Below are 23,871 nucleotides of genomic sequence, written 5' to 3'. Positions count from 1 at the left end.
GAGAAGGTGCCGGCAGGCGGATGAGGGGCGGCGCCAACAGACAAGAAATGAAACTGTTTTTGGGACCGGAGTGACGACTTGAAAGCCAAATTGGGCATGTCCCCCATCGCATGGTGGAACGACGATCTTGCCGAACTGAGCGATGACGTGTCGCTGGAGGAATGTTTGCGCCAGTCGCGCTCGGCCGGCTTCACAGGCATGGAGATGGGCCGGCGCTTTCCCAACGACCCCGCCATCATGCTGCCGATCCTGAAGGCCGCCGACGTGACGCTGTGCGGCGGCTGGTTTTCGGGCACGCTGGTCGACGAGGAGATGGCTGCCAACAAGGACCGCATCCAGCCGATGATCGACCTGTTCAAGGCGGTCGACGCGCCCTGCATCGTCTATGGCGAGGTCGGCCGCTCGATCCAGGGCGACCGTACCAAGCCGCTCGCCACCAAGCCGAAGCTCACTGGCGACGAGATGAAGGCCTACGCGCGGCGCCTGACCGAATTCGGCGAATGGTGCGCCGGGCAAGGCATGCCGCTGTCCTATCACCATCACATGGCGGCTGTGGTCGAGACCGAGGCGGAGCTCGATGCCTTCATGCGCCATTCCGGCCAAGGCATCCCACTGCTGCTCGATGCCGGACACCTCGCCTTTGCCGGCGGCGACGTGCTGCGCGCCATCGACAACCACCACAAGCGCATCAGCCACGTCCATGTGAAGGATGTGCGCATGGGCGTGATCGAGAAGCTCGACCGCACCAGGCAATCTTTCCTCGATGCGGTGGCGCTCGGCGCCTTCACCGTGCCGGGCGACGGATCGCTCGATTTCGGCGCCATCGTGCAGCTCTTCGCCGACCATGGCTATGAAGGCTGGTTCGTGGTCGAGGCTGAACAGGACCCGAAGAAGAACCCGCCGTTGAAGATGGCGCAGGTTGGCCACAGGGAGCTGATGCGGGTGATGACATCAGCCGGCTACACGGTGGAGACGCAAGGTTTTCCGAATGCCTGAAGACTGGATTCGCCGTGAGGCGCGGTCTATCTGAGGACGGATTGCTGAATTCGGATGGCGCGATGAAAGATTATGAACACCCGTTCTTCCGTCCGCTTTGGCGGCGCATCGCCGTCGTGGCCGTCTGCCTGATCTGGTCGGTGATCGAGTTCGCGTCCGGCACGCCGTTCTGGGGCGTCATCGCGCTCGGTTTTGCCGGCTACGCCATCTGGCAGTTTTTCTATCTCTACAAGCCGGTGGACGAGAGCAAGGCCGCAAGCGAGACCGAACCGAAGGAGTAACCCGATGTCGAAACTGCTCGTCAAAGCCGACAAGGGCCATGGCCGCGTCGCCCATGTGACGCCGAAAAGCGCCGGCTGGACCTATGTCGGTTTCGACCTGCATCGGCTGAAGCCGGGCGAAAACGCGTCGGGAAAGACGGAAGACCGCGAAGTCTGCCTGGTGTTCGTGACCGGCAAGGGTACCGTGAAAGCCGGCGGCAAGGATCTCGGCCTGCTCGGCGAGCGCATGTCGCCCTTCGATGGCAAGCCGTGGTCGGTCTATGTGCCGCAGGGATCGGACTGGTCGGTGACGGCCGATACCGAGCTGGAACTTGGCGTCTGCTCGGCGCCCGGTCTTGGCGGCGGCCTGCCGGTCCGGGTGATCGGACCGGGCAATCTCGGCCAGGAGGTGCGCGGCAAGGGCACCAACACGCGCTACGTCACCAACATCCTGCCGGAAGGCCAGCCGGCCGACTCGTTGCTGGTCGTCGAGGTCATCACGCCCGGCGGTCACACGTCGAGCTACCCGCCGCACAAGCACGACCAGGACAACCTGCCTGCCGAGTCCTATCTCGAGGAAACCTACTACCATCGCCTCAACCCGCCCCAGGGCTTTGCCTTCCAGCGCGTCTACACCGATGCCGACAAAAGCGGACATCGCGCGCTGGACGAAGCCATGGCGATCGAGGATGGCGATGTGGTGCTGGTGCCCAAGGGCTATCACCCCTGTGCCGCCTGCCACGGCTATGACCTCTATTACCTCAACGTGATGGCCGGACCGAAGCGGACGTGGAAATTCCACAATGCTCCCGAGCACGAATGGTTGATGAAGGCCTGACCGTGTCGCCGTCCGGCCGAACTTATTGGTCCAGCTTGGAAAAATCGTCGGCTAAGGACCCGAAGTGTCGATTTGCCTTCTAAAACCCGTCAAAGCTTCGTCAATCCGTCATGGAAATCACCTATGGCAACAGTTCTGACGAGGACTTCCCATGCGCTATGCCATTTATTTCACCCCCCGGCAGGACGAGCCGCTGGCGCGCATCGCCGCGAATTGGCTGGGCCGCGATCCGTTCGGCGCCGCGACAAGGCCGGTTGAGGCCGTTGCCGATCTGTCGGCGGCGGAAGTGGCCTTCCACACCGCTTCGGCGCGCCGCTATGGCTTTCACGCGACGCTGAAGGCGCCCTTCCACCTGGCTGCGACGGAGACCGAACCCTCGCTCCGCGCGGCGCTGGATCATTTTGCCGAGGTTACGCCTGTCGTCACGATCCCGCGCCTGGTCGTCAGCCAGATCGACACCTTCTTCGCGCTGGTGCCGGATGGTCCGCTGCCGCCGCTCAACCGCTTCGCCGACGATGTGGTACGCGATTTCGATCGGTTTCGCGCGCCGCTGTCCGAGGCCGAGATCGAGCGGCGCAGCCCGGATTCGCTGAAGCCGGTCGAGTTTCGCAATCTCTGCCAATGGGGCTATCCCTATGTCTTCGAGACCTTCCGCTTCCACATGACCCTGTCGGGGCGGGCCGGCCCACGGGAAAGCCCTCGCCTGCGCGCCGCCATCGACAGCCTTTTCGCCGATGTGTTGCGCCAGCCCGTGCTCGTGGACGCGCTGACATTGTTTATCGAACCCGAGCCCGGTGCGCCGTTCATGGTGCTTTCCCAGCACGCGCTCGGACGCCGCCCGGCCCGAAAAATCGCCTGAACGAAACCCACTGCAAGACCAAGGACTACCCGCAATGACCGCCGAAACTGTTCTTTCCAACGCCCGCATCGTTCTTGCCGACGAGATCGTCGAAGGCTCACTGGTGCTGCGCGATGGCTTGATCGCGGGCATCGATGCCGGTTCGGCCCGGACCGGCGAGGACATGGGCGGCGACTTCATCATTCCAGGGCTGGTCGAACTCCACACCGACCATCTCGAGGGCCATTATGCGCCGCGGCCGAAAGTGCGCTGGAACCCGATCGCCGCGGTGCTCGCCCATGACGCGCAGGTGGCGACCGCCGGCATCACGACCGTGCTCGATGCCTTGCGCGTCGGCATGGACGAGGACGCCGACCTGACATTGGACGACATACGCAAGCTGGCCGATGCGATCGAGGACAGCGTCGCGCAGGATCGTTTGCGGGCCGATCACTTCCTGCACCTTCGCTGCGAGGTTTCAGCGCCGGATTGCCTCAACGCATTCGCCAATTTCGACGGTGACGAACGGGTCAAGCTGGCGTCGCTGATGGACCACGCACCGGGCCAGCGCCAGTTCGTCAATCTTGAAACCTATGCCTACTACTACCAGCGCAAGCTGAAACTCTCGGATCGCGATTTCCAGAAATTCTGCGAGAAGCGGATGGACGAATCGTCACGCAACTCCGGGCCGAACCGCGTCTTCATCGCCGCCGCCTGCCGGGAGCGCGGCATCGTGCTTGCCAGCCACGACGATGCGACGTCGGCTCATGTCGAGGAGGCCATCGAGCAGGGTGTGCGGGTCGCCGAGTTCCCGACCACCGAGGAAGCGGCGCGTGCGTCGAAGGCCGCCGGGCTCGGGGTGCTGATGGGGGCGCCCAATGTCATGCGCGGCGCCTCGCATTCGGGCAATGTCTCGGCACGCACCTTGGCCAGTGACGGCCTGCTCGACATCCTGTCGTCCGACTACATTCCCTTCAGCCTGATCCAGTCGGCCTTCTTCCTCGGCGACATGGTCGAAGGTATTTCGCTGCCGCGGGCCGTCGCCATGGTTTCGAAGAACCCGGCGCGGGCCGTCGGCCTCGACGACCGCGGCGTCATCGAGCAGGGCCGTCGCGCCGATCTGGTGCGCGTGCGCGTCGACGATCATGTTCCGGTCGTACGCACCGTCTGGCGGCAGGGATGCCGGGTGGCATGATGGTGTCGGCCTCGATCGAGCGCGAACTGTCCGCCGAAACCTTCCCGATCCGCCACGGCGTCTTCGTCGCTGTCGTGGGCCCCAGCGGCGCCGGCAAGGACACGGTCATAGGCTATGCCAAGGCGCTCTTTGCCGACGAGACGCAGCTGGAGTTCGTGCGCCGCGTCATCACCAGGCCGAGCGATACGGCGAGCGAGGACCACGATACGCTGGCCGACGCCGCCTTCGCGGAGGCCGAGGCTGACGGCGCCTTCGCCATCTCCTGGGAAGCGCATGGCCTGCGCTATGGCCTGCCTGCCGATGTCGACTGGTCTGTCACCAATGGACATGTCGCCGTGGCCAACGTGTCGCGCGCGATCATCCCCGCCTTGCGCGAGCGCTATGCCAATCTGGCCGTCGTCGAGATCACCGCTTCGCCCGAGGTGCTGGCGGAGCGGCTGGCGATGCGCGGCCGCGAGTCGCGCGGCGAGGTGCTGGCGCGGCTGGCGCGCAGCGCCAATATGAGCTTGTCCGGCCCTGGCGTCACGTCAATCGACAACAGCGGTCCGCGCGAAGTGGCCGGCGAACGTTTCGCGGAAGTGCTGCGCAAGGCCATGGCCTTTTCCGACATGTCGGGCCTGATCTGATCTGCCTTGTTTCACCCGCCTGCTTGCGCTGCCGCTGGAAACGCTCCGGGCTGCTGGCCGCGTGGGGTGATTCTGGATTACGATCCGCGAACTCGAAATGAGGTCGAGCCAGACAGGAAACTTCATGCAGACACTGACACCCGTCCTCTCGATAATCACGGCGGCATTTCTCGCCTCCCTGGTCGAGGTCGTCGAAGCTTTCACCATCGTACTTGCGGTGGGGGTGACACGCAGCTGGCGCCCGGCATTGACCGGCGCCGCGCTGGCGCTGGCTGTGCTGGCGGCCCTGGTGCTGGCCTTCGGTCCGCTGCTGGCGCTGGTCCCGATCACCACGCTGCAGTTCGTCGTCGGGGTGCTGCTCATCCTGTTCGGCATGCGCTGGCTGCGAAAAGCCATCCTGCGCAGCGTCGGCGTCATTGCCCTGCATGACGAGGAGGCGGCCTTCGCCAAGGAAACCGTGGCCCTGCACCAGCAGGCCGCCGATCGGCGCGCCGATTACCTCGCCGGGCTGGCCTCGTTCAAGGCGGTGCTGCTCGAGGGTGTCGAGGTGGTGTTCATCGTCATCGCCGTCGGCGCCGCGCATGGGCAGACATTTTACGCCAGCATGGGTGCGCTGGCGGCTTTCATCCTGGTGATGCTTGTCGGCTTGGCCGTCCACCGGCCGCTGGCGCGCGTGCCCGAGAATGCGCTCAAATTCGTGGTCGGGCTGATGCTGACCAGTTTTGGCATCTTCTGGACCGGCGAAGGCATCGGTGCCGATTGGCCTGGCGCCGATCTTGCCCTGCTCGCCATCTTCGCCATCGTCGCGCTGGCGTCCTTCGCCATGGTGCGCTGGCTGCGCGGTATCCGTCCAACAGCGGCCGGAGGACTCGCCTGATGAACGTCCTTCGTCTCGTTGCCAGGGAAGTCATCGGCATGTTCGTCGATGACGGCAATCTGGCCCTGCTGGCGCTGGTCCTGGTGGCCGCCGTTACCGCGGCGGTGAAGTTGCTCGCGCTGCCGCCGCTGCTTGGCGGCGCGCTGCTGCTGGTCGGCTGCCTTGCCATCCTGTTGCAAAGCGTTCGCCGCGCCGCACGACAGAGCGGCAGGTAATTTCAGCCAGGCATGGCGGATGACCAGAGGGTGCCGCGAAAGGCACGCCACCCCGTCACCCCTGCACCGGTAAGCTATTTCTGCCGGAAGGGACCTATTCCGCGGCGGCGCCGACAGCGCCCTTGCGGGCGGCATCGACCATCCGCCGTCGCGCCCGGAACACGCCCCATTGCTGGTCGACCAGCACGCCGATGAGGATGACGCCACCCATCACGGCGAAGTTGAGGGAGGAGGGAATGCCGAGCAGGTTGACGAGGTTCTGCAGTTCCTGCAGCAGCACCGTGCCGAGGATGACGCCGATCAGCGAGCCCTCGCCGCCGCGCAGCGAGAAGCCGCCGAGCACCGCGGCCGCAATGGCGTAGAGCTCGTAGAACTGACCGTGGCTGGCCGGCGAGATCGAGCGCGTGTACATGGCGAAATAGATCGCCGACAGCGCGGTGAGCACGCCGCAGATGACGTAGGCCGCCATGACGACGCGGCCGGTGCGAATGCCGGAATATTTCGCCGCCTCCTCGTTCTTGCCGATGGCGTAGAGATAGCGCCCGAACACCGAGCGGTGCAGCACCACCCACATGACGACGGCGATGACGATCAGCGCGAAAAAGGAGTTCGGCACGCCCCAGGAGCGGCCGGCGGTCAGGAATTCGAGATCGGGAAAATTCTGCCCGAAGGCAAAACCGGCGGTGCCGTCGGCGGTGTAGAAGCGCGCGACGCCGCGATAGATCAAAAGCCCGCACAAGGTCACGACGAAGGGCTGCAGCTTGAGCCGCGTGATCAGCCAGCCATGCGCCAGGCCGATGATGGCGCCGAGCACCAGGATGAGCACGAAGGCAATCGGCCATCCCATGCCGCGCACGGCGATGAAGTCGATGAACAGCGTGCCCAGCAACGCGACAACGGAGCCGACGGACAGTTCGATGCCGCCGGTGATGATGACGAAGGCCTGGCCGATGGAGAGGATGCCGAACAGGCCGATCAGGTTCGAGGTGTTGGCGAGGTTGATCGGCAAGAGGAAGCGCGGATTGATGATGGCGACGATTGCCCCGACCACCAGGATCAGAATCAGCAGGCCGAGATCTTTCTTTGTCATCGTCGTCTCCGCTTACGGCCTGTTCACCGGTTTGCCCACCGCGAGCAAAAGCACGTTTTCCTGGCTGAACTGATCCTTGTCGAGAATGCCCGAGATCTGGCCCTCATGCATGACGGCGATGCGATCGGAGACGCCGATCACCTCTTCCATGTCGGAAGAGATCATCAGCACGGCGACGCCAGCGTCGGCCAGCGCCCGCATCAGCCCGTAAATCTCGGCCTTGGCGCCGATATCGATGCCGCGCGTCGGCTCGTCGAGGATCATCACCTTCGGGTTCATGGCCAGCCATTTGCCGAGCACGACCTTCTGCTGGTTGCCGCCCGACAGCGTGCCGGTGCGCGTCTGCACCGAGGGCGCCTTGATGCCGAGGTTTTTCTTCTGCTTCTCGGCGGTGGCGGTCTCGGCACTTGCCGAGACCAGCGAGCGCCTGGCATGCGCCGGCAAATTGGGGAGTGAAATATTCTGCGCGATCGACAGGTCGAGCAGGATGCCGGTCAGCTTGCGGTCTTCCGGCACGAGGAAGATGCCTTGCGCGACGGCGTCCGCCGCGCTGGCCAGCGTTAAGGGCTTGCCGTTGAGCTCCAGCGTGCCGCCAAGGCTGGCTTCGATGCCGAAGAACACCCGCGCCAGTTCGGTTCGGCCGGAGCCGACAAGGCCGGCAAGGCCGAGAATTTCGCCGCGCCTGACCTCGAGATCGACCGGCCGGCTGGGGTAGGTGGGGGTGCGGACGGCCTTGGCTGCAAGCGCCACGGCGCCGGGCGCACGCGCCGCCTCGGAGGCTTTCTCGCGCTCCTTCAGCATGCGGCCGATCATCAGCTTGACCATCTGGTCGTGATTGATGTCGCGCTTGCCGAGCGTCCCGGCCAGCATGCCGTCGCGCAGCACCACGACGCGGTCGGCGACGCGCTCGATCTCGTGCAGTCGGTGCGAGATGAAGATAACGCTGATGCCATCGGCCTTCAGCGCCTTGATGACGTCGAGCAGCTTGTCGGTCTCGGCCAGCGGCAGGCTCGATGTCGGCTCGTCGAGGATCACAAGCCTCGCCTTGATCGACAGCGCCTTGGCGATCTCGACCATCTGCTGCTGCGCCAGCGACAGATCCGCGACCTGCGTATCGGCGGAGAAATTGGCGCCGACGCGCTTCAGCAGCGGCGCCACCATTTCGCGCAGCTTCGCGCGGTCGACCAGTCTCAGCGGGCCGGCGCGCAACGGCTCGCGGCCGAAGAAGATGTTGGCGGCAACGTCGAGGTTTTCGAAGAGGTTGAGTTCCTGGTGGACGAAGGCGATGCCCGACCCCAGGCTCCCCTCCACGCTCAGGCCTTTGTGGGCGGCGCCGTCGACCGTGATGGCGCCGCTGTCAGGCGTGGTGACGCCGCCGAGGATCTTCATCAGCGTCGATTTGCCGGCGCCATTCTCGCCGACCAGGCCGATGACCTCGCCCGGCCTGACCTCCATGGAAAACCCGTCGAGCGCCACGACCCCCGGATAGGTCTTGCGCACGTTCTCAAGGCTGAGGAACGGAGTGGTCGCAGCTATGGATGTGTCGGAATAATTCATCATGCCTGACAGCAGCCGGTGGGCCGAAATGCCCGTTCTGCAGACTGACGACCCCGGCAGGGTTCGTCAATGCGAACAGCCGGCTCAAGCGAAGTTGAGCCGGCTGAACTGCTTCTGGTCTTAGTTTCCAGCCATCGCCTTGAGATTGGCGGCGTAAGCGTCGACGTCATCCTTGCCGATGATCTTGGTCGGGATGATGATCAAATTGCCGGCCGGAATGCCCGATTTGTCACCCTTGAGATACGCGGCCATCAGCTTCATGCCCTGATAGGCCCATTCGAAGGGCTGCTGCACCACGGTGGCGGCGATCGTGCCTTCCTTGACGCCGCCCAGCGTGATCGGATCGTCATCGAAGCCGACGACGGTGATCGAGCCAAGCTTGCCGGCATCGCGCAGCGCTTCATAGATGCGGGGCGTGTTGTAGGAGTAGAAGCCGACCATGCAGGTGACGTCGGGGCTGGCGACCAGCGCGTCCTCGACATTCTTCTTGGCGCGCGCCTGGTCGATGTCGTCGCCGCGCACGTCGACCAGTTCGATCTTGGTGCCGGCGAGGCCGTCCTTCATGCCCTGGATGCGCTCCTTGGCATTGTCGGCGCCAAGCAGGCCGACGAAGCCCAGGCACTTGCCGCCGTTCGGCATCGCCTTCTTGGCGATTTCGGCCGCCTGCTTGCCGGCGTCGACATTGGAAGAGCCGATATAGGCGACACGCTTGGTCTGCGGGGCATCGCTATCGGTGGTGAACAGCGCCGTTTGCGAAGCGATCTTGTTCAGGCCATCGGTCGAGGTCTTGGGATCGACGGCCGAGACCATGATGCCCTTGACGCCGGCGGTCACCAGATCGTCCATCAGCCGCTGCTGGATGGCGACAGAGGATTGTTCGGGATACTTGAGTTCGAGCGTGTAGTCGGGCAGTTCGCCCTGCGCCTTCTTGACGCCGGCTTCGGCCGCTTTCCAGAAATCGGAAGCGCCGTTGACGACGAAGGCCAGCGTCGGCTTGTCGTCGGCGCGCGCGATTGCCGTCGCCGTCAGGCCGACAGCCAGGGCCGCGGCGGCCACGGATGCATTGCGTATCAAGGATTTCATGTTCAACCTCCCGTTTTGGTCAGTCGTAGGACTGACCGGACTTGCACAGTAAATTGTCTTGCACACTAAATTGTCTTGCTCACCTGAATTGCCGTCCGCGGCGTGGACGCCCTCCTCCTCAAAGGGGTTCCCCGGCACTGAAAAGAATGACGTCGTTTCCAGCCACGGCCACGGACTTTAGACACTCATTCCCCGTTCGTAAATAGTCCGATTTGTCTGACATATCACATATCTGAGACATGGTTCGCGGAAGTTATATCCGCTCTCCGTCGGGCCGTTCACGGACACCCCCGTCACCAACCGGACCAATGTGGCCGGAGGCGAGGATTGACGGTATAGCGCATCCTTGTATTAGTAAATACTATTAGCAAACGACCGGTGCGGTGGCGCTTGGGTGTCATGCCGAATCGATCTGCCGACGCTGCGATGGCCGATCGTACGCAGCCAAAGCCTTTACGACCTCTGGTTTTGCGAGGGCTCGAGCCTTTGGGACGGGGATGAGCTTCAAGGATGGTAATAATTATCAGTAAGATCGATGCCGGTATGAATCGGAAGCGTCGCCTCATCTTGTCGGCCCGGCGAGCTGAAGCTAGACAGGCTGGGGATTTGGGGGGGATATGAGCGAGACGACGGACCGGGCCATCAGGAAGCTCCGCAAGGCGGCGGCAAAGCCCAAGGGCCGCGTCACCATGACCGATATTGCGAGGGCCGCCGGCTGCTCGCAGGCGACGGTTTCCTTCGTGCTCAACAATTCGCCTGGCATTCGCCTGTCGCGGCAGACGCGGGAGCGGGTGATCGAGGCGGCGCGCGCGCTCGGCTACAGCGCCCCCGCCTTCTCCGCGCTGAAGCCCGTTGCGGCTTTCGAGGGGGCTTTTGATGGCTCGGCCTTCGAGGGAATCGACGGCGTGATCGGCTTCGCCGTCGACCAGCTCGCCACCAGCCCGGAAGCCGTGGTCGCCATCGAAGGCGCGCGCCAGGCCTCGTGGAACGCCGGCAACGTGCTTCTGGTGGCACAGACCATGGGCGACGCCGTAATGGAGCCGCGCGCCATCTCGGCGCTGACCAGGCGCGGCATTTCGGCACTGATCTACATGACCATCTTCACCCGCGAAATCACGGCGCCCGATTTCCTCTACGGCCTCGAGATCCCAGTCATCCTGCTCAACTGCTATACCGCGGACTATGCCTTCCCCGCCGTGGTGCCCTCCGAGATCGCCGGAGCCCAGAGCTCGACCCGACACCTGATCAGCCATGGCCACCGTCGCATCGCCACCATCACGGGCGAACCCTGGATGCAGGCAGCACAGGACCGGCTGAAAGGCTACCGCCGCGCGCTCGCCACCGCCGACATCCCCTTCGACCCGGAACTGGTGGTCGAGGGCGACTGGTCGGCCAGCGCCGGCTACGCCGCGACCGTGACGCTACTGACGCTAAAGGATCGCCCGACCGCGATCTTTTGCCAGAACGACCGCACCGCGATCGGCTGCTACGAAGCCCTTAAGGAAGCCGGACTGCACATTCCCGCCGACATCTCGGTCGTCGGCTATGACGACGAGGAAATCGCCCGGCATTTGTTCCCGCCGCTGACGACGTCGATCCTTCCGCACATGGCCATGGGCCAATGGGCGATCGAGCAGCTGGAAGCGTCTGCGATAGTGGGGCGGGGGCGATATCCAATCACCAAGCTGGAATGCCCGCTGGTGGAGCGCGAGAGCGTGGCGACATTCAAGGGCGTCGCATAAAACACCGGCCCTTCCCCTGTCCTGGGATGCTGGCATCAACCGTACTCCCCCCTATCTTGGCTTCATCCTGATAGAGGTCTAGCCTGGACCCACAGCCAGGGAGGCGCATATGACGTCGAGTTTCACCGTTCATGACGCATCCGGCTATGAGCAGCTCATGGGCCGCTGGAGCCGAAAGCTCGCGCCCAGCTTCATCGGCTTCGCCGGGCTCGCCCCCGGCGAAAAGATCCTCGATGTCGGCTGCGGCACCGGCAGTCTGACGTTCGAACTGGCGAAATCCGCCGAACTCGCGGCGATCGCGGCGATCGACTTTTCGCCTGTCTTCGTCGAGGCGGCAAAGCGGCGCAACACCGATCCGCGCATCGAGATCCAGCAGGCGGACGCCACCGCCTTGCCATTCGCCGACAATGCGTTTGACCGCGCGCTGGCGCTGCTGGTGCTTCACTTCGTGCCGGAAGCCGGCAAGGCGGTTGCCGAAATGCGCCGGGTGACGCGGCCGGGCGGGGTGGTCGCGGCCGTGGTGTGGGACCATCTCGGCGGCATGGCGGGCATGCGCATGATGATCGACACGGTCGCCGCGCTCAGCGAGAGCGGTCGCCAGCTGCGCGGCCGCTATTGCTTCCAGCCGATGATGCAGCCCGGCGAAATGAAGCGGACCTTCATCGAGCAGGGGCTGGCCGATGTTACCGAAACCGAGCTGATGATCCGTATGGATTACCAGGACTTCGCCGATTATTGGGCGCCGATTTCAGCCGGCGAGGGCCCGCTCGGCAAATACATGACCACGCTCGAAGCAGCCGAGCGCGAACGCACCGAGGCTGCCGTCCGCGATGCCTATCAGGCCGGGCGACCGGACGGCCCGAGGTCGTTCGCCAATGTCGCCTGGGCGTGCAGAGGCGTGGCGCCCTGACCGCCCAGAGGGCGAAGCGCCTTTGAACCGCGATCAGGCCTGCCGAGCAACCAGATCGGCATAGCGCTGCAGGTAAAGCGGCCAGCCCTGATCGCCGGCGACGCTGTCGCGCACACCTTCCCAGCCCTGGCCATGGCGCTCCAGGTTGCGGTGCTCGATCTCGACGCGGGTACGCTCAGCCGTTTCGGCGGTGAACCGCACTTCCCACTCGCTGGTCTTGGCCGGGTCGGTCTCGATGCGCCATTGCGGGCTGATGTCCCAGCTCAAGAGCACGCGGTTCGGCGGCTCATAGGCCAGCACGCGCGCCCAGCGGCACTCGCTGCCATCGACGCCGCGGTCATAGACGTGACCGCCGACGCGAGGCTCGAACACCGTCTCGGCGATCTGGGCTGCGAGCAGATTGTGCTCTGGCGGTTTGAAACTGCCGAAATCCTCGGTGAAGACCTTGAAGGCGCGCTCGATCGGCGCCTCGACGACGACGGATTGTTTCACGGAGGCGATGGGAATCCGGGTGTTCATGGTCACTCCTCTGGTGGGGTCTCGACGGCCAGCTTGTAGGTCGCGAGCGTCTTGCTCCAGAACCGGTCGAGCCAGGCGCGCATCTGGCCAAGCCCGTGCGGATCGATATGGTAGACGTTGCTGGCGCCCTTCGGCTCCGCGCGCACCAGCCGCGAATCGCGAAGCACCTTCAGATGCTGCGACACCGCGGACTGCGATACACTGACCTGCCGCGTGACCTCCGCCACCGAGCGCGGCCGCTCCGCTATCAGCTCAAAAATCTGCCTTCGGGTCGGATCGCCCAGGGCGGCAAGCTGTGCGCTATCAACAGTCATGACTTATGATTAGTGTAGACTGATGATTTAGTCAAGCGACGGTGGCTGGCGGCCCGGTGCGGCGGCGAGAAATTTCACCCGAGATAGGGATCGCAGTTCATTCCGGTGGAAGGAGTTGCGCCGAAGGTCGAAACCACGCGGGCATAAAACCGGCCGCGCCGTCTATCCCTTGCGTTCTTCAAGGCTGTTGCCGCCGTCGACCACCAGCAAGGCGCCGTTGATATAGCTGGCGCTCTCGGAGGCCAGGAACACGACCGCCGCAGCGACCTCACCGGGCCGGCCGGCGCGGCCCGGCGGCGCATGCAGGGCCGCTATCCGTTCCGCCTCGCTCGACGCGCCGGTCTCGATCCAGCCGGGCGCCACTGCATTGGCGGTGACCCCGTGGCGCGCCACTTCCAGCGCCAATGTCCGGGTCAGGCCGACCATGCCGGCCTTCGCCGCGGAATAGGCGGCGGTGCCCTGGTAGGAGACCAGCGGCCCGGTCACCGACGCGACGTTGACGATGCGCCCATACCCCGTTTCGACCATCGCCGGCAGAAACGCCCTGGTGACGAGAAACGCCGTCTTCAGGCTGGTCTCGATGCCCCGGTCCCACTCGGCCTCGCTCATCGTTAGGAACGCCTTGTCGACGGACGGCGAGGCCAGCGAGCCCATGCCGGCATTGTTGACCAGGATATCGATAGCGCCGACCTCGGCCCGCAGCCGCCCCACCTGCGCGGCGATGGTGAGATCGGCGACCGCGGCCGTGGCATCGACACCCTCGCCGCGAAGCTCGCCAGCGCGCTCCAGCACCCGCGCGCTGGCGCCGGTCAGGAAAACCGCATGCCCGGCTTGGCCAAACTGGCGCGCAATGGCAAAGCCGATGCCGTCAGCCGCGCCGGCGCCGGTGATCAGGACACGCCTGGTGATGGTTGTGGCGGTTGTGGCCAAGTCTGGCTCCTAGGGAAGGGCGCTGACGCGGTGGGGGCTATGAGGCGTCAATAGGCCCAAACATCCTCGGTTGTTCAGCTTTGATTTTGGCCCTCTCTATCGACCTGGTTCGGCTTTCGCAACGCCTTCAGCAGAGGTCCGCGACGACGGCATTGCCGCGGCCGCGGTGAGAGCCTGCTTGGCAGGCAGCTCCAATTCCGACACAGCTCCGCCCCCCTTGGCGCGTTCTGGCGTTTAGCATTAGCTATTCCTGCTCAGATGCATTCAGGGACAAGGAACACATTCCTTGCCAGTCAAGTGAATTAGCTGAAACTAATCTCCGTCCCTTGCGTTCTTGCCGTCTCGTCTAGTGGCAGGGTGGTGCTTGGCAGGATTCAGAAAATTCCAGTGTCGGCGGTGTCTCGGCGCCGGGAAGGTATTCGACTGCGGAAAATGGTTGGCCTCGAACGGCACTTGTTGCCCGCATGGGGCTCACCGACCGGGCTGCAAAGGTTCTACTATCAGATGCCCGGTATGTCGCGGCAGCGGTCTGCAGGGCCCGGAACTTACACCTCCAACAGATCGGTAGGGACTGCGGCGAGAGAAGGGCGGCAGCCATGTTTCATGGTTCACCATTAACATAGGTGATTTCACCCAAGCAGCCTTCGGTCTTTCCTTGAAAGAGGGCAGAGCGGGCGCGCATCGGGGAGCGCAAAAATGATAGCATTCGGTGGCCGAGCCGGAGGAAGTTTTGAAGCCGCGATGATCGTAGTCATGGTCTTGGCTGCAATAGGAATAATCCTAGTCATAACCACTGAGATTTTCTGAGGCGGTCAAGGTTCGCGGCGTCCGAAAACGCTTTTGTTTATCGGCTTTGAAGGCGAAAGGCGCTGCCGGCGTAACGCCCTTGTTGGCGCAATGAGCACCATGGCCGGCTTGCCGGCCTCTCGCTGCGCGCCGATGATGGCCAAAAGCCCGCCACCTTCGCGGCAGCGGGGCCAGTCCAAACAGATATGAAAACAGTGCACGGCCGAAACGCCGCGCTTGAACTCTACGGGCCGGAGCTACTCTCAAGACCGAGGCGCTCGCCCACCAACCCCTGGGGGGATATCCCGCCCGTCGGCTGCCGGAACCAAAACCGAGATGGGAGATTTCCGGAGACAAAACCCGGAGCAACCATCATGCTGATCGGAGACTTCGACACGGAAACTGTGAAGCGCAGTGCGTTGTACAGAGACGCCAAGCTCGCAATGCTCACCCACCAGGTGCTGTATCGCATGGAGCTTACAGGAACCGCGGCTGGCGGAGTCGAGCACGCGCTGGCAGAGTTTGCTCAAGCCAACCAGGCCGCCTTCGATGCTTCAAGCAGCTCGCTCGCAGCTTTCCTTCATTTGGAACCCAATCAGACCTTGGGAATGTGAACAGCACCTGGCTTGTCGGCGGGCGGTATAGCAGCTTCCGGCTTTCCAGATGCTCCTCAAGCAACCGCTTGCGGAAAGTTGCCTTGGGGCAAGCGAGCCTCGTCTGCCATCACCACTGAGAGCCAGAAGGCGGTTCCAATACAGAGCAGAAGTACACGCAGCGAAGGGAAGTCGGCTGCGTTTGCCCCAACTTGGCTTCGTCAGGCTGTTCCCCCCGGGAAAGATGAGAGCCCGCCACCTTCGGCAGCGGGCTCCTGCGATAGCGGTGCTGTCAGCCGGACGTGGTTGGCCGAATGAGAGCGAAAGGTCCCGGACCTGCCGTGACCTTGGACAGCCGCTGGCGTTTGATGAGAACGGGTTGTTCGTATGTCTTCTTCATCCCTGCTCCTTTGGTGCGGACCTGACTTGCCAATCGCTGTGGGCCCGCCTCACTGGCGGCGAAGCGGGCCCGGCCAAGTCTTGCGAGACCTGACCGGCAGCGAGGGAAGCTGCCGGCATTCGAACCAGCCGAGGAACAGCAGGTTCCCGAATGTCGCATAAAAAGGCCGCCCGCCGGAGCCAGCGCACAGGTCGTGGAAAGGAGGCGATCGGAGTAAGTGGCCGACATGCAGGCTCGAACCACTCCAAAATCCCTTCGGGCCAAAAGTGTTACCCATGTCTCCGGTATGAACCGTAACCCATGTGTCCGGAATGGACCTGCGGAATTTGGCGCACCCGACAGGATTCGAACCTGTGACCTCTGCCTTCGGAGGGCAGCGCTCTATCCAGCTGAGCTACGGGTGCTTTCAGGACGAAGAGCCCGGAAAACGCACCAGCCGGCGAACCGGCAAGTCACGGCTTCTTAGCGGAAGCGGGCGCGGGCTTCAACGGGCAATTGGCGGCGTTGCGAACTTGGCTTGGGTAGCAGAGCGTTCGCCCAATGCGCGGGCACCACCCCTCACTGCTCTACCGGGCTCTTCACCGGCCGCCGCCCCCGCACCGCCCGCTTTGCCTTCTTCGCGCTCGCCAGTTCGTGCATTGCATCCAGCTGCATCTGCTGCATCTCGGCCAGTCGCGTCCATTGCCGCGAGATGAGGTAATCGAGCTTTTCGTGCAGGTGGCGGACTTCCAACTCGGCCTTGAGGTTCACCCGGTAGTCGTTGAAGGAGCGCAGCCGGTCCTTGGCCTCCGTCCGTCTCTGGCTCATCATGATGATCGGCGCCTGGACCGCGGCGATGCAGGAGAGCAGCAGGTTGAGCAGGATGAAGGGGTAGGGATCGAAGGCGCCCGCCATGCCCGCGATCAGGTTGATGCCGATCCACACCAGGAGCACACTGGCGAACGAGATCAGGAACCACCAGCTGCCGCCGAAGGCGGCCATGTTGTCGGAAACCCGGTCGGCGAAGGAGCGGTGCTCCTCGAATTCTTCTTCGCTGTTTTCCGAAATCGTGTCCTGCCGGGCGATCGATTCCACCACCTGGCGGTCGAGCTCGGAGAATTCGCCGTGCTCCTGCTGTAAGAGCTCCTCCATGTAGCGCATGCGGTAGCGGCCGAGCTCCTCGCGGCTGATGCGCGCGCCCTTGGGCAGGTCGGGGTGGTCCGAATGAATGCGATCGGCGAGGCTCGGGCGCAGCGTGTCGATGCGCACAAGGTCGCGCTTGCGGAATTTGCGGCCCGAGATCGCCGACGGCTTCTTCTTCGGCTTCAGCCGCGATGCGCCCGGGCCTGATGGCTCGGAATCCGGCACTTCGGGCGTGTCGAAATGCTCGTCGGAAACCTCGTGCAAATCCTCTTGCGTGGTCGGCGCCTCGAAATACTCGCCGCCGCTGTCGTTCTCATTGTCGGCCGACTTCTGCTCGGATGCCTTGGGTACGGTGCTCATGATGGGCTCCTGCGCTGTAAGTTAGGATACGCTGAGGCGACGGCGCTTATCCACTGTCGGATTCGCAAGCCTATGCCACGTCTTCCGCACGATTGCGTGACAGTCGCAAGATGGTAGCCGGCTGCGAAGTTTCGCGGGCACCAAGGCACGACTTGGGACGGCGGCCGGCCCTTCGCAGGCTCCCTGCCCCTTGGGCGTTCAGACCCTTCAAAAGGTCCACTGGACCTTTTGATCCGCTCAAGGGCGGACCGTGTGTGCACCGTTCGTCGTTCCAAAAGCCAGGCAATTGGCTTTTTGTCCGCTGCGCGGATCACGCCTCACCTCACTGCTGTTCGGCGAACATCAGCCTGGTCTTGGTGTCGGCCATGGTGGGCGACAGGCTGCGCTGGATCAGCGCTTCGACATGGTCGTTGCGCTGGCGGGCGCTGTCGGCGCCCATCACCACCACGATCAGCTGGCGGCCGTCGGCGTCGTAGGAGGTGACGATGTTGAAGCCGGAAGCCCTGATATAGCCTGTCTTGATGCCGTTCACGCCGCGCACGCGGCCGAGCATGTCGTTATGGCCGCGCACCAGCCGGCCGCGAAACATGAAGTCGCTTTCGGAGAAATAATGGAAGTGCTGCGGGAAGCGCCGCTGCAACGACATGCCGAGCACCGCCATGTCGTGGGCGGTCGTCATCTGGCCGTCATCGGGCAGGCCCGATGCGTTGCGGAAGGTGGTGCTGCTCATGCCGAGCTGGCGCGCCTTGGATGTCATCATGGCGGCGAACTGGTCTTCCGAGCCGCCGAGATATTCGCCCACCGCCACGGCCACGTCATTGGCCGATTTGACGACGATGGCGCGGACGGCGGAATCGACGTCGATCGTCTCCCCGCGCCGGAAACGCATCTTGGTCGGCGGCTGCGAGGCGGCGTGGTCCGAAACCGGGATCTGCGTTTCCTTGGTGACGCGGCCGGTCTCCATCGCCTCGAACAGCAGATAGAGCGTCATCATCTTGGTCAGCGAGGCCGGATAACGCTGCGCCGTCGAATTGACCTCGAACAGCTGCTTGCCACTCTTTCCATCGACGACGATGGCCGCGTATTTTTGCGGTGGCGCCGGCACGGCCAGAACGCTGTCGGGCGGGGCCGTGGTCGAGCAGCCGGCCATCAGGGCCGCCAGGGCCAGGACAGCGAGGATTTTCTGGAAGAGCGGAAAGAGACGCGGCAAGGACAAGGGCTGGACTGTTCTGGCGATGCTGTTGCTGAGATAAGGCGAAGCTAACGTAACCCGGCGGGTGCGTCCATTTGGTTAATGCCGGTTAGCCCAGGGAATGTCGAGTGCCGGCGGCCTGTTTCCCCACCCGCCAAGGCGCGGGAGAGGAACCAAGCCTTGCCACCGCCCCGAAATCGCCCGTTTCCTGTCTTTCCTTGCCAAAGCTGCGCCTGCCGTGGGAAGGAGCGTGGCATCCGGCTAGGGGGGCTCGCAAAATGGCTGACATTGGGGCTGGCGCCGCGCCGTCATTGATCAGGGCGTCGCTCAGCCGCACCGGCAAATGGGCCGGCAGCATCGCCTTCATCGGCGGCGCCGTTTCCGACATCCTCAACCCGCTGGCGCCGTTCGCCGCCTATATCGCGCTGGCCGCCTCGATCGCGGCCGTCATCATCGCCATTGCCATCGTGCTCAGGCTCGTGCTGGCGGCCAGGGCACTGCCGGCGCTGGTGTTCGCCACCAGTGCGGCCGCGGTTGCCGGCGGCGTCTACGCCGTGCAGAAGGAGACCAATTCGCAGAACGGCATCATCGCCAGCCTGGTGCCGGCGATCGCGCAACTGCAGCAGTCGACGGGCATCGTCGCCGAAAAGGTGGCTAGGATCGAGCAAACGGTCACGCAAACCCAGAAGACCGTCGAAGAGGTCAAGAAATCGACCGACACGGTTGCCCAGAGAACCGATCAGATCGCCTCCGCCCAGCAGCAGCAAGCTGCCCAAGGCGCCGAGACGCAAAGGACCGTCGAAGCGGTCAAGCAAACGACCGAGACACTCGTAGGCGGCCAGCAGCAGCAAGTGGCCCAGGCCGAAAAGCTTCAGGCGACGACAGAGCAGATCGCCGCCTCGATCGACACGATCGCCAAGGCGTTTGCCACCTTGGCCGCGCAAGGCGGCGCCATCGCCGAGCCGAAGCGGCCGGACGAATTCTACCACAATGCCCGCGTCTACGAGCTCTCGGGCGACATGCTCAACGCGCGGCGCTCCTATCTCGCCTTTGCCGGCTTCGATGTCGACGCCATCGATCCCTATACGCGCTTTGCCACGCTTCTGCGGGTCCAGGACGGCAAGGCCGGCGCTCGCGAGGTGTTCGGCCAACTCGCGGAGAAAGCCAAGGCGCCATCGATTAAGCTCGTCCACCTGCTGCAGTTCGACGATACCCAGCGGCTCGACAAGCTCAACGCCTTCATTGCGACCAATCCGGACTATGCACCGGCCTATTTCATGTTGGCGCAGGAGTTCTCGGAGGATCGGCTCGGCAGCCAGACGCTGGCCGACAAGCGCAGCGAAGCCCAGGCGCTGACCAAATTCGTCTCTTACGAGAAGGATGGCGGGCTGCTCGGATATTTCGTCGACCAGACCCAGCTTGCCGACTGGCTGGACCGCGGCCGCGGCCGGCTGGCGGCCCTTGGCGACGTGCTCGACCCCGCCCGCTTCGCGCCGTCGCTGACGCCGATGCGTTCCAACCAGGGCTGGTCGATGACCATTTCGCTGCCCGAGCCGGCGACCGCGATATCTTGGCGTCTTGGCGGCGCCGGCCCCTTCACCGACACCGGCCTGCTGGCGCTCAACGACCAGCGGACTGGCAAGCCGATGCCCAATCCGAGCTTCGAATTGCCCGACAGCACGGCGCAGACCACGATCGCGATCAAATATCTCGACATCAGGGGGCGCGAGACCGGCCCGTTCGACATAAGCTTCGACCCGGATGCCGCCCTGCAACAGGGCAACAAGCAGATCCTCGACCAGTTCTGGACGTCATGGATCGCCTTCGACGCCAGCGGCAACCATGGGTTGGTCTATTTCACCCAGATGCTGTCCTACCGCTGCGCCATCAAGGAGGTGCATTACAGCCTGAACGGTGCCACGCTCGACAAGATCCTTCCAATGCCGCCCTGCAATGCCAGGGATCCCTACGCCATCCCCGATGATTTCGAGCCCTATTTCAAGGTCACCGAAAGCGTGACCTCGATGTCGGTGCAGGTGACCTATACCGACGGAACGAAATCCCCGGTGCGCGACTACAAGCGGCAATAGGGCTCGCACTTTCCGACGAAGGCCAGCGCAAAACCAATGCAAAATACGCGCCCACGCGCTTGCGCGGTGCGCCGAACCGGTTCTTCTTGGCACCCGTCAGATTCGGGTGAGAGAGCCATGGATACAGTCACGATCAACGCCAAGGGCATTTCGGTTTCGCTGGACCTCACGGTTGGCCACATCGCCGACATGGTCGTCGAGAGCGGCGCGCGCCGGTTGAAGCCGCTACACCGTGCACCCTGGGTCGACGCGGGCGAGACGCTGCCTCCAGACCTGTCGCGGGGCACCGTCCGGCTCTCCGGCGACTTTCTCTGCGCGCCGTTTTCGCGCAGCGATGTCGAGGAGGCACCGCTGCATGGCTGGCCGGCCAACAGCGCCTGGGATGTGGTCGACAGTGGCGCGACGGATAGTGGCTGGCGCGCGGTCTTCCGGCTGCGCCACAAGGTGATGGGCGCCAGCGTCGACAAGATTTTCACGCTGCGCGACGACCATCCTTTCCTCTACCAGGAACATCTGTTTTCCGGCGGGTCCGGCGCGATCTCTGTCGCCCATCACCCGATGACGGCAATGAAAGGTGGCGGCAGGCTGGCTTTCTCGCCGAAGCGGTTTGCCGCCACGCCAGCCGATCCGCTGGAGCCGGACCCCGCGCGCGGCCGCTTCATGCTGGCCTACCCCGGTCGGTCGTCGGACCTCGAGCATTTCCCTGCTGCCGGCGGCGGCACGCTCGATCTGACGGATTACCGTATGGATCACCGGCGCGAGGATTTCCTCACCTTGGTCGAGACCGACCATGGCGGTCCAGGCTGGACCGCGCTGGCTCGCGAGGCCGAGGACGATCTGGTGCTGGTGCTGAAGAACCCGGCCGAACTGCCGGTTACCATGTTGTGGTTCAGCAATGGCGGGCGCGACTACGCGCCGTGGAGCGGCCGCCATCTCGGCGTGCTCGGCATCGAGGATGGGCGCACCGCGGTCGGCCACGCCGCCTCGCTTGGCGACAACTGGCTGAAGCGCGAGGGCGTGGCGACCGCATTCGCGCTTGGCGAGGATCGCGGCGTCTCGTTCCGCCATGTCATCGGTGCGTTGCCCCTGTCGGGTGGCGAGCCCCCGCGCGCGATCACCACCGCGGGTGGCAGCCTCCGGTTGGCTGGCGCGCCGGCATCGGAAGTCCCGTTCGATAGTGAATTTCTTCGTATCGGCCAGCCAGCGGCACGCTGAAGACGAAGCCGTAAGGGACTAATCGCGGTCGCCAGTGCTGACTCCACGACCGGTCGCTCTAAATCGTGCAAATCGCGGTTTGAAATTCAAGCGACCGCCGACAAGATGCGTCAAAATCTTCGGAAGGAGCCGAAAAATGTCCGAAATCGCCCACCTCGCCGCTACCATCTTCAAGCGCGCCGGCAAGGCAAATCGCTTCATCGTCGCCATTGCCGGGCCGCCGGGCGCCGGCAAATCGACACTGTCGGCAAGCCTGCATGACCTTTTGCCGGAAGGCGCGGTGGAGGTCGTGCCCATGGACGGCTTCCACTATGACGACATCGTGCTCGAGCGGCGCGGTCTGCGGGCGCGAAAGGGCGCGCCCGACACATTCGACTTTGGCGGCTTTGAGACGCTTTTGAAGCGCATCCGCGCCGGCGAGGCCGAGATCGCCATTCCGGTGTTCGACCGCGGCATGGAATTGTCGCGCGCCGCCGCGGCGATTGTCGGCGCTGAGACCAAGTTCATCCTGGTGGAAGGCAATTACCTGCTGCTCGACGAGGAGCCGTGGTCGCGGCTGGCGCCGCTGTTCGATTTCTCGATCTTCGTCGACGTGCCGCGCAAGGAGCTCGAACGCCGCCTGATGGAACGCTGGCACGAGCATGGAGATTCCGAGGCGGATGCGCGCGCCTGGATCGCCTCCAACGACATGCCCAACATCGAACGCGTGCTTGCGCGGCGCCGGGCGGCCGACCTGGTGTTTGGTTAAGCCGTTATCCAGATCAACCTGGGTTGATCTGGATTTAACCGTTCAATTTTCAGTATTTTTCGACGGGAACCTTAAGACTTACAACGCGTTATCCCGATCAGGCAATCATGCCAGAAGAGGGATTCCGTCCCATGGCAACAAACGCGAAGAAGCCCACCAGGGGTAAGTCGGCGCAACCGAAGGCGCCGCAGTCGACGGCTGGGGCCGGCCCGGCGATCGCCCAGCGCTCCAAGGATGCGAAGGCCTTCGGCAAGGCGGCCCCGAAAAAAGTCGTGCCGGGGTCGAAAGCGACCGCGCCGAAAGCGGCCGCCAAGCCCGTCCAAGCGAAGAAGCCGGCCATGGCCGGCGGATCGAAAGCTAGCGGCGGCTCAAAGGTTCGCTCCGCGGCCAATGTCGCCGCCGGCGCGGTCGTCGCCACGGCGCGGGGCGTGGCATCCCTTGCCGCCTCCGTGGTCGGCAGGGGCGGACCCAAGGCGAAAGCAAAGTAGGTTGCTCCTTCCCGAGGGCTGATGGGTTCAGCCTCGCGCCGGAATGGTCAGGCCTTTCTGCACCGCCGGCCGCGCCAGGCCGCGCTCCAGCCACGCTGCCAGATTGGCGAAATCGTCGAAGCCGACCAGATCGCGCGCTTCGTAGAAGCCGATCAGGTTGCGCACCCAGCCGAGCAGCGAGATGTCGGCGATGGTGTAGTCATTGTCCATGATCCACTTGCGGCCCTTCAGCCTGACGTCGAGAACGCCGAGCAGGCGCCGTGATTCGTCGCGGTAGCGCTCCAGCGGTCGCTTGTCGGCGATCTCCCGGCCGGCGAATTTGTGGAAGAAGCCGACCTGGCCGAACATCGGCCCAACAGCCGCCATCTGGAAAAAGACCCACTGGATGGTCTCGTAGCGCCGCGCCGCGTCGACAGGCATGAGCAGGCCGGTCTTTTCCGCCAGGTAGAGCAGGATCGCGCCGGATTCGAACAGGCCGATTGGCGCGCCGCCCGGTCCGTCGGGATCAATGATCGCCGGGATCTTGCCATTGGGATTGAGCGACAGGAATTCTGGGGTCCAGCTCTCGTTCTTGCCAATGTTGATCAGATGCGGCTCATAGGGCAGGCCGATTTCCTCCAGCGCGATCGATATCTTCACGCCGTTCGGCGTCGTTGCCGAATAGAGCTGGAGCTGGTCGGGATGCTTGGCCGGCCAACGGCTTGCGATCGGAAAGGCGGACAGGTCTGCCATCGGGAACTCCTGAGCGGGGGATTCGCACCAAGCGGCGCGATATTGGCGGGTCGGCCAAGAACTAGGGCCGCGGCGAGGCCGGATCAATATGGCGGTGACGCTTTCACCATGCACGGACAGTCACCCGATTCGGACCGCGCGAACGGTGGGGATAG

At 64.0% G+C, this 23,871-nt stretch carries 24 protein-coding genes and 1 tRNA gene; 15 read left to right on the top strand and 10 right to left on the bottom strand.

Going from position 1 to position 23,871, the window contains the following annotated elements; genetic code table 11:
- The first annotated feature begins 78 nt into the window (after window positions 1-78).
- The 8 genes from iolE (at window position 79) to X739_RS160110 (ending at window position 5,845) form a co-directional block, all read left to right on the top strand.
- Window positions 79-996, top strand: a complete 918-nt coding sequence (gene iolE, locus X739_RS160075) for a myo-inosose-2 dehydratase (RefSeq protein WP_023793180.1) — start codon at window positions 79-81, stop codon at window positions 994-996.
- A 62-nt stretch (window positions 997-1,058) separates the two neighbouring features.
- Entirely contained in the window at window positions 1,059-1,277 is a 219-nt protein-coding gene (locus tag X739_RS160080; RefSeq protein ID WP_023772172.1) for a DUF3329 domain-containing protein, read from the top strand.
- A gap of 4 nt (window positions 1,278-1,281) precedes the next feature.
- A complete protein-coding gene (iolB, locus tag X739_RS160085; protein ID WP_023793178.1) occupies window positions 1,282-2,094 on the top strand; it encodes a 5-deoxy-glucuronate isomerase in 813 nt (270 codons plus the stop codon).
- 151 nt (window positions 2,095-2,245) lie between these two features.
- Window positions 2,246-2,953 (top strand): DUF1045 domain-containing protein, encoded by a 708-nt coding sequence (locus tag X739_RS160090; protein ID WP_023793175.1) that lies wholly within the window; start codon window positions 2,246-2,248, stop codon window positions 2,951-2,953.
- Window positions 2,954-2,987: 34 nt separating this feature from the next.
- Complete coding sequence (locus tag X739_RS160095) at window positions 2,988-4,127, top strand: alpha-D-ribose 1-methylphosphonate 5-triphosphate diphosphatase (RefSeq protein ID WP_023772175.1); 1,140 nt, start codon at window positions 2,988-2,990, stop codon at window positions 4,125-4,127.
- Window positions 4,124-4,753 carry a phosphonate metabolism protein/1,5-bisphosphokinase (PRPP-forming) PhnN gene (gene phnN / locus X739_RS160100; RefSeq protein WP_023772176.1) on the top strand — a complete coding sequence of 210 codons (630 nt, stop codon included), beginning with the start codon at window positions 4,124-4,126 and terminating at the stop codon, window positions 4,751-4,753. Before X739_RS160095 ends, phnN begins: the two co-directional genes overlap by 4 nt.
- 124 nt (window positions 4,754-4,877) lie before the next feature.
- Window positions 4,878-5,630, top strand: coding sequence for a COG4280 domain-containing protein (locus X739_RS160105; RefSeq protein ID WP_023772177.1), 753 nt, complete (start codon window positions 4,878-4,880; stop codon window positions 5,628-5,630).
- A complete protein-coding gene (locus X739_RS160110) occupies window positions 5,630-5,845 on the top strand; it encodes a hypothetical protein (protein WP_023772178.1) in 216 nt (71 codons plus the stop codon). The genes X739_RS160105 and X739_RS160110 overlap by 1 nt, the downstream gene beginning before the upstream one ends.
- 94 nt (window positions 5,846-5,939) lie before the next feature.
- On the opposite strand, the gene X739_RS160115 is transcribed toward X739_RS160110, so the two are convergent.
- The 3 genes from X739_RS160115 to X739_RS160125 all read right to left on the bottom strand — a co-directional run bounded on the left by X739_RS160115 (window position 5,940) and on the right by X739_RS160125 (window position 9,575).
- The gene (locus X739_RS160115) at window positions 5,940-6,935 is read right to left on the bottom strand and encodes an ABC transporter permease (protein WP_023772179.1); all 996 of its coding nucleotides are present in this window, start codon (window positions 6,933-6,935) and stop codon (window positions 5,940-5,942) included.
- Between the two features lie 12 nt (window positions 6,936-6,947).
- On the bottom strand, window positions 6,948-8,492 hold the full coding sequence (locus tag X739_RS160120) for a sugar ABC transporter ATP-binding protein (protein WP_023781874.1): 1,545 nt from the start codon (window positions 8,490-8,492) through the stop codon (window positions 6,948-6,950).
- A gap of 120 nt (window positions 8,493-8,612) precedes the next feature.
- Window positions 8,613-9,575 carry a sugar-binding protein gene (locus tag X739_RS160125; protein WP_023772181.1) on the bottom strand — a complete coding sequence of 321 codons (963 nt, stop codon included), beginning with the start codon at window positions 9,573-9,575 and terminating at the stop codon, window positions 8,613-8,615.
- Between the two features lie 617 nt (window positions 9,576-10,192).
- On the opposite strand from X739_RS160125, the gene X739_RS160130 reads away from it, so the two are divergent.
- Window positions 10,193-11,317 carry a LacI family DNA-binding transcriptional regulator gene (locus X739_RS160130; RefSeq protein ID WP_023793170.1) on the top strand — a complete coding sequence of 375 codons (1,125 nt, stop codon included), beginning with the start codon at window positions 10,193-10,195 and terminating at the stop codon, window positions 11,315-11,317.
- Window positions 11,318-11,426: 109 nt separating this feature from the next.
- Window positions 11,427-12,227 carry a class I SAM-dependent methyltransferase gene (locus X739_RS160135; RefSeq protein WP_023772183.1) on the top strand — a complete coding sequence of 267 codons (801 nt, stop codon included), beginning with the start codon at window positions 11,427-11,429 and terminating at the stop codon, window positions 12,225-12,227.
- Between the two features lie 33 nt (window positions 12,228-12,260).
- Here the strand turns inward: X739_RS160135 and X739_RS160140 are convergent, their stop codons facing one another.
- The 3 genes from X739_RS160140 to X739_RS160150 form a co-directional block, all read right to left on the bottom strand.
- Window positions 12,261-12,746, bottom strand: a complete 486-nt coding sequence (locus X739_RS160140) for an SRPBCC family protein (protein WP_023781872.1) — start codon at window positions 12,744-12,746, stop codon at window positions 12,261-12,263.
- Window positions 12,747-12,748: 2 nt separating this feature from the next.
- A complete protein-coding gene (locus X739_RS160145; protein WP_023772185.1) occupies window positions 12,749-13,060 on the bottom strand; it encodes a metalloregulator ArsR/SmtB family transcription factor in 312 nt (103 codons plus the stop codon).
- Between the two features lie 162 nt (window positions 13,061-13,222).
- On the bottom strand, window positions 13,223-13,990 hold the full coding sequence (locus tag X739_RS160150; RefSeq protein WP_051410563.1) for an SDR family NAD(P)-dependent oxidoreductase: 768 nt from the start codon (window positions 13,988-13,990) through the stop codon (window positions 13,223-13,225).
- A gap of 1,160 nt (window positions 13,991-15,150) precedes the next feature.
- Between X739_RS160150 and X739_RS160155 the strand changes: the two genes are divergently transcribed.
- Window positions 15,151-15,390 (top strand): hypothetical protein, encoded by a 240-nt coding sequence (locus X739_RS160155; protein WP_023793165.1) that lies wholly within the window; start codon window positions 15,151-15,153, stop codon window positions 15,388-15,390.
- A 706-nt stretch (window positions 15,391-16,096) separates the two neighbouring features.
- Here X739_RS160155 and X739_RS160160 read toward each other — a convergent pair.
- The 3 genes from X739_RS160160 to X739_RS160170 form a co-directional block, all read right to left on the bottom strand.
- Window positions 16,097-16,173 (bottom strand) — tRNA-Arg (locus X739_RS160160).
- A gap of 154 nt (window positions 16,174-16,327) precedes the next feature.
- On the bottom strand, window positions 16,328-17,251 hold the full coding sequence (locus X739_RS160165) for a DUF1003 domain-containing protein (protein WP_015314520.1): 924 nt from the start codon (window positions 17,249-17,251) through the stop codon (window positions 16,328-16,330).
- A gap of 322 nt (window positions 17,252-17,573) precedes the next feature.
- Window positions 17,574-18,467, bottom strand: a complete 894-nt coding sequence (locus X739_RS160170) for a D-alanyl-D-alanine carboxypeptidase family protein (protein ID WP_023793162.1) — start codon at window positions 18,465-18,467, stop codon at window positions 17,574-17,576.
- A 254-nt stretch (window positions 18,468-18,721) separates the two neighbouring features.
- On the opposite strand from X739_RS160170, the gene X739_RS160175 reads away from it, so the two are divergent.
- From X739_RS160175 to X739_RS160190, 4 genes are all read left to right on the top strand, one after another.
- Window positions 18,722-20,533: a hypothetical protein gene (locus X739_RS160175; RefSeq protein ID WP_023793161.1), complete on the top strand. Its 1,812-nt coding sequence runs from the start codon at window positions 18,722-18,724 to the stop codon at window positions 20,531-20,533.
- 117 nt (window positions 20,534-20,650) lie between these two features.
- Window positions 20,651-21,748 carry a hypothetical protein gene (locus tag X739_RS160180; RefSeq protein WP_023793160.1) on the top strand — a complete coding sequence of 366 codons (1,098 nt, stop codon included), beginning with the start codon at window positions 20,651-20,653 and terminating at the stop codon, window positions 21,746-21,748.
- A gap of 136 nt (window positions 21,749-21,884) precedes the next feature.
- Complete coding sequence (locus tag X739_RS160185; protein ID WP_023772191.1) at window positions 21,885-22,496, top strand: nucleoside triphosphate hydrolase; 612 nt, start codon at window positions 21,885-21,887, stop codon at window positions 22,494-22,496.
- Between the two features lie 131 nt (window positions 22,497-22,627).
- Window positions 22,628-22,984: a hypothetical protein gene (locus X739_RS160190; protein ID WP_023793159.1), complete on the top strand. Its 357-nt coding sequence runs from the start codon at window positions 22,628-22,630 to the stop codon at window positions 22,982-22,984.
- 27 nt (window positions 22,985-23,011) lie between these two features.
- Here X739_RS160190 and X739_RS160195 read toward each other — a convergent pair whose 3' ends face one another.
- On the bottom strand, window positions 23,012-23,716 hold the full coding sequence (locus X739_RS160195) for a glutathione S-transferase N-terminal domain-containing protein (protein ID WP_023772193.1): 705 nt from the start codon (window positions 23,714-23,716) through the stop codon (window positions 23,012-23,014).
- Window positions 23,717-23,871: the final 155 nt, after the last annotated feature.

Source organism: Mesorhizobium sp. LNHC209A00 (genome assembly GCF_000502915.1).
Lineage (GTDB): Bacteria > Pseudomonadota > Alphaproteobacteria > Rhizobiales > Rhizobiaceae > Mesorhizobium.
Note: the sequence above shows the minus strand (reverse complement) of the source record. Positions and strands in the feature narration are given on the sequence as shown.

Excerpts from the sequence above, each read along its gene's own strand:
- X739_RS160120 (WP_023781874.1), bottom strand. The coding sequence starts at position 8,492 with ATGAATTATTCCGACACATCCATAGCTGCGACCACTCCGTTCCTCAGC.
- X739_RS160110 (WP_023772178.1), top strand. The coding sequence starts at position 5,630 with ATGAACGTCCTTCGTCTCGTTGCCAGGGAAGTCATCGGCATGTTCGTC.
- X739_RS160140 (WP_023781872.1), bottom strand. The coding sequence starts at position 12,746 with ATGAACACCCGGATTCCCATCGCCTCCGTGAAACAATCCGTCGTCGTC.
- iolB (WP_023793178.1), top strand. The coding sequence starts at position 1,282 with ATGTCGAAACTGCTCGTCAAAGCCGACAAGGGCCATGGCCGCGTCGCC.
- X739_RS160095 (WP_023772175.1), top strand. The coding sequence starts at position 2,988 with ATGACCGCCGAAACTGTTCTTTCCAACGCCCGCATCGTTCTTGCCGAC.
- X739_RS160195 (WP_023772193.1), bottom strand. The coding sequence starts at position 23,716 with ATGGCAGACCTGTCCGCCTTTCCGATCGCAAGCCGTTGGCCGGCCAAG.
- X739_RS160115 (WP_023772179.1), bottom strand. The coding sequence starts at position 6,935 with ATGACAAAGAAAGATCTCGGCCTGCTGATTCTGATCCTGGTGGTCGGG.
- X739_RS160080 (WP_023772172.1), top strand. The coding sequence starts at position 1,059 with ATGAAAGATTATGAACACCCGTTCTTCCGTCCGCTTTGGCGGCGCATC.
- X739_RS160165 (WP_015314520.1), bottom strand. The coding sequence starts at position 17,251 with ATGAGCACCGTACCCAAGGCATCCGAGCAGAAGTCGGCCGACAATGAG.
- X739_RS160155 (WP_023793165.1), top strand. The coding sequence starts at position 15,151 with ATGCTGATCGGAGACTTCGACACGGAAACTGTGAAGCGCAGTGCGTTG.
- X739_RS160185 (WP_023772191.1), top strand. The coding sequence starts at position 21,885 with ATGTCCGAAATCGCCCACCTCGCCGCTACCATCTTCAAGCGCGCCGGC.
- X739_RS160090 (WP_023793175.1), top strand. The coding sequence starts at position 2,246 with ATGCGCTATGCCATTTATTTCACCCCCCGGCAGGACGAGCCGCTGGCG.
- X739_RS160180 (WP_023793160.1), top strand. The coding sequence starts at position 20,651 with ATGGATACAGTCACGATCAACGCCAAGGGCATTTCGGTTTCGCTGGAC.
- X739_RS160135 (WP_023772183.1), top strand. The coding sequence starts at position 11,427 with ATGACGTCGAGTTTCACCGTTCATGACGCATCCGGCTATGAGCAGCTC.
- X739_RS160190 (WP_023793159.1), top strand. The coding sequence starts at position 22,628 with ATGGCAACAAACGCGAAGAAGCCCACCAGGGGTAAGTCGGCGCAACCG.
- phnN (WP_023772176.1), top strand. The coding sequence starts at position 4,124 with ATGATGGTGTCGGCCTCGATCGAGCGCGAACTGTCCGCCGAAACCTTC.
- X739_RS160125 (WP_023772181.1), bottom strand. The coding sequence starts at position 9,575 with ATGAAATCCTTGATACGCAATGCATCCGTGGCCGCCGCGGCCCTGGCT.
- X739_RS160130 (WP_023793170.1), top strand. The coding sequence starts at position 10,193 with ATGAGCGAGACGACGGACCGGGCCATCAGGAAGCTCCGCAAGGCGGCG.
- X739_RS160175 (WP_023793161.1), top strand. The coding sequence starts at position 18,722 with ATGGCTGACATTGGGGCTGGCGCCGCGCCGTCATTGATCAGGGCGTCG.
- X739_RS160105 (WP_023772177.1), top strand. The coding sequence starts at position 4,878 with ATGCAGACACTGACACCCGTCCTCTCGATAATCACGGCGGCATTTCTC.
- X739_RS160145 (WP_023772185.1), bottom strand. The coding sequence starts at position 13,060 with ATGACTGTTGATAGCGCACAGCTTGCCGCCCTGGGCGATCCGACCCGA.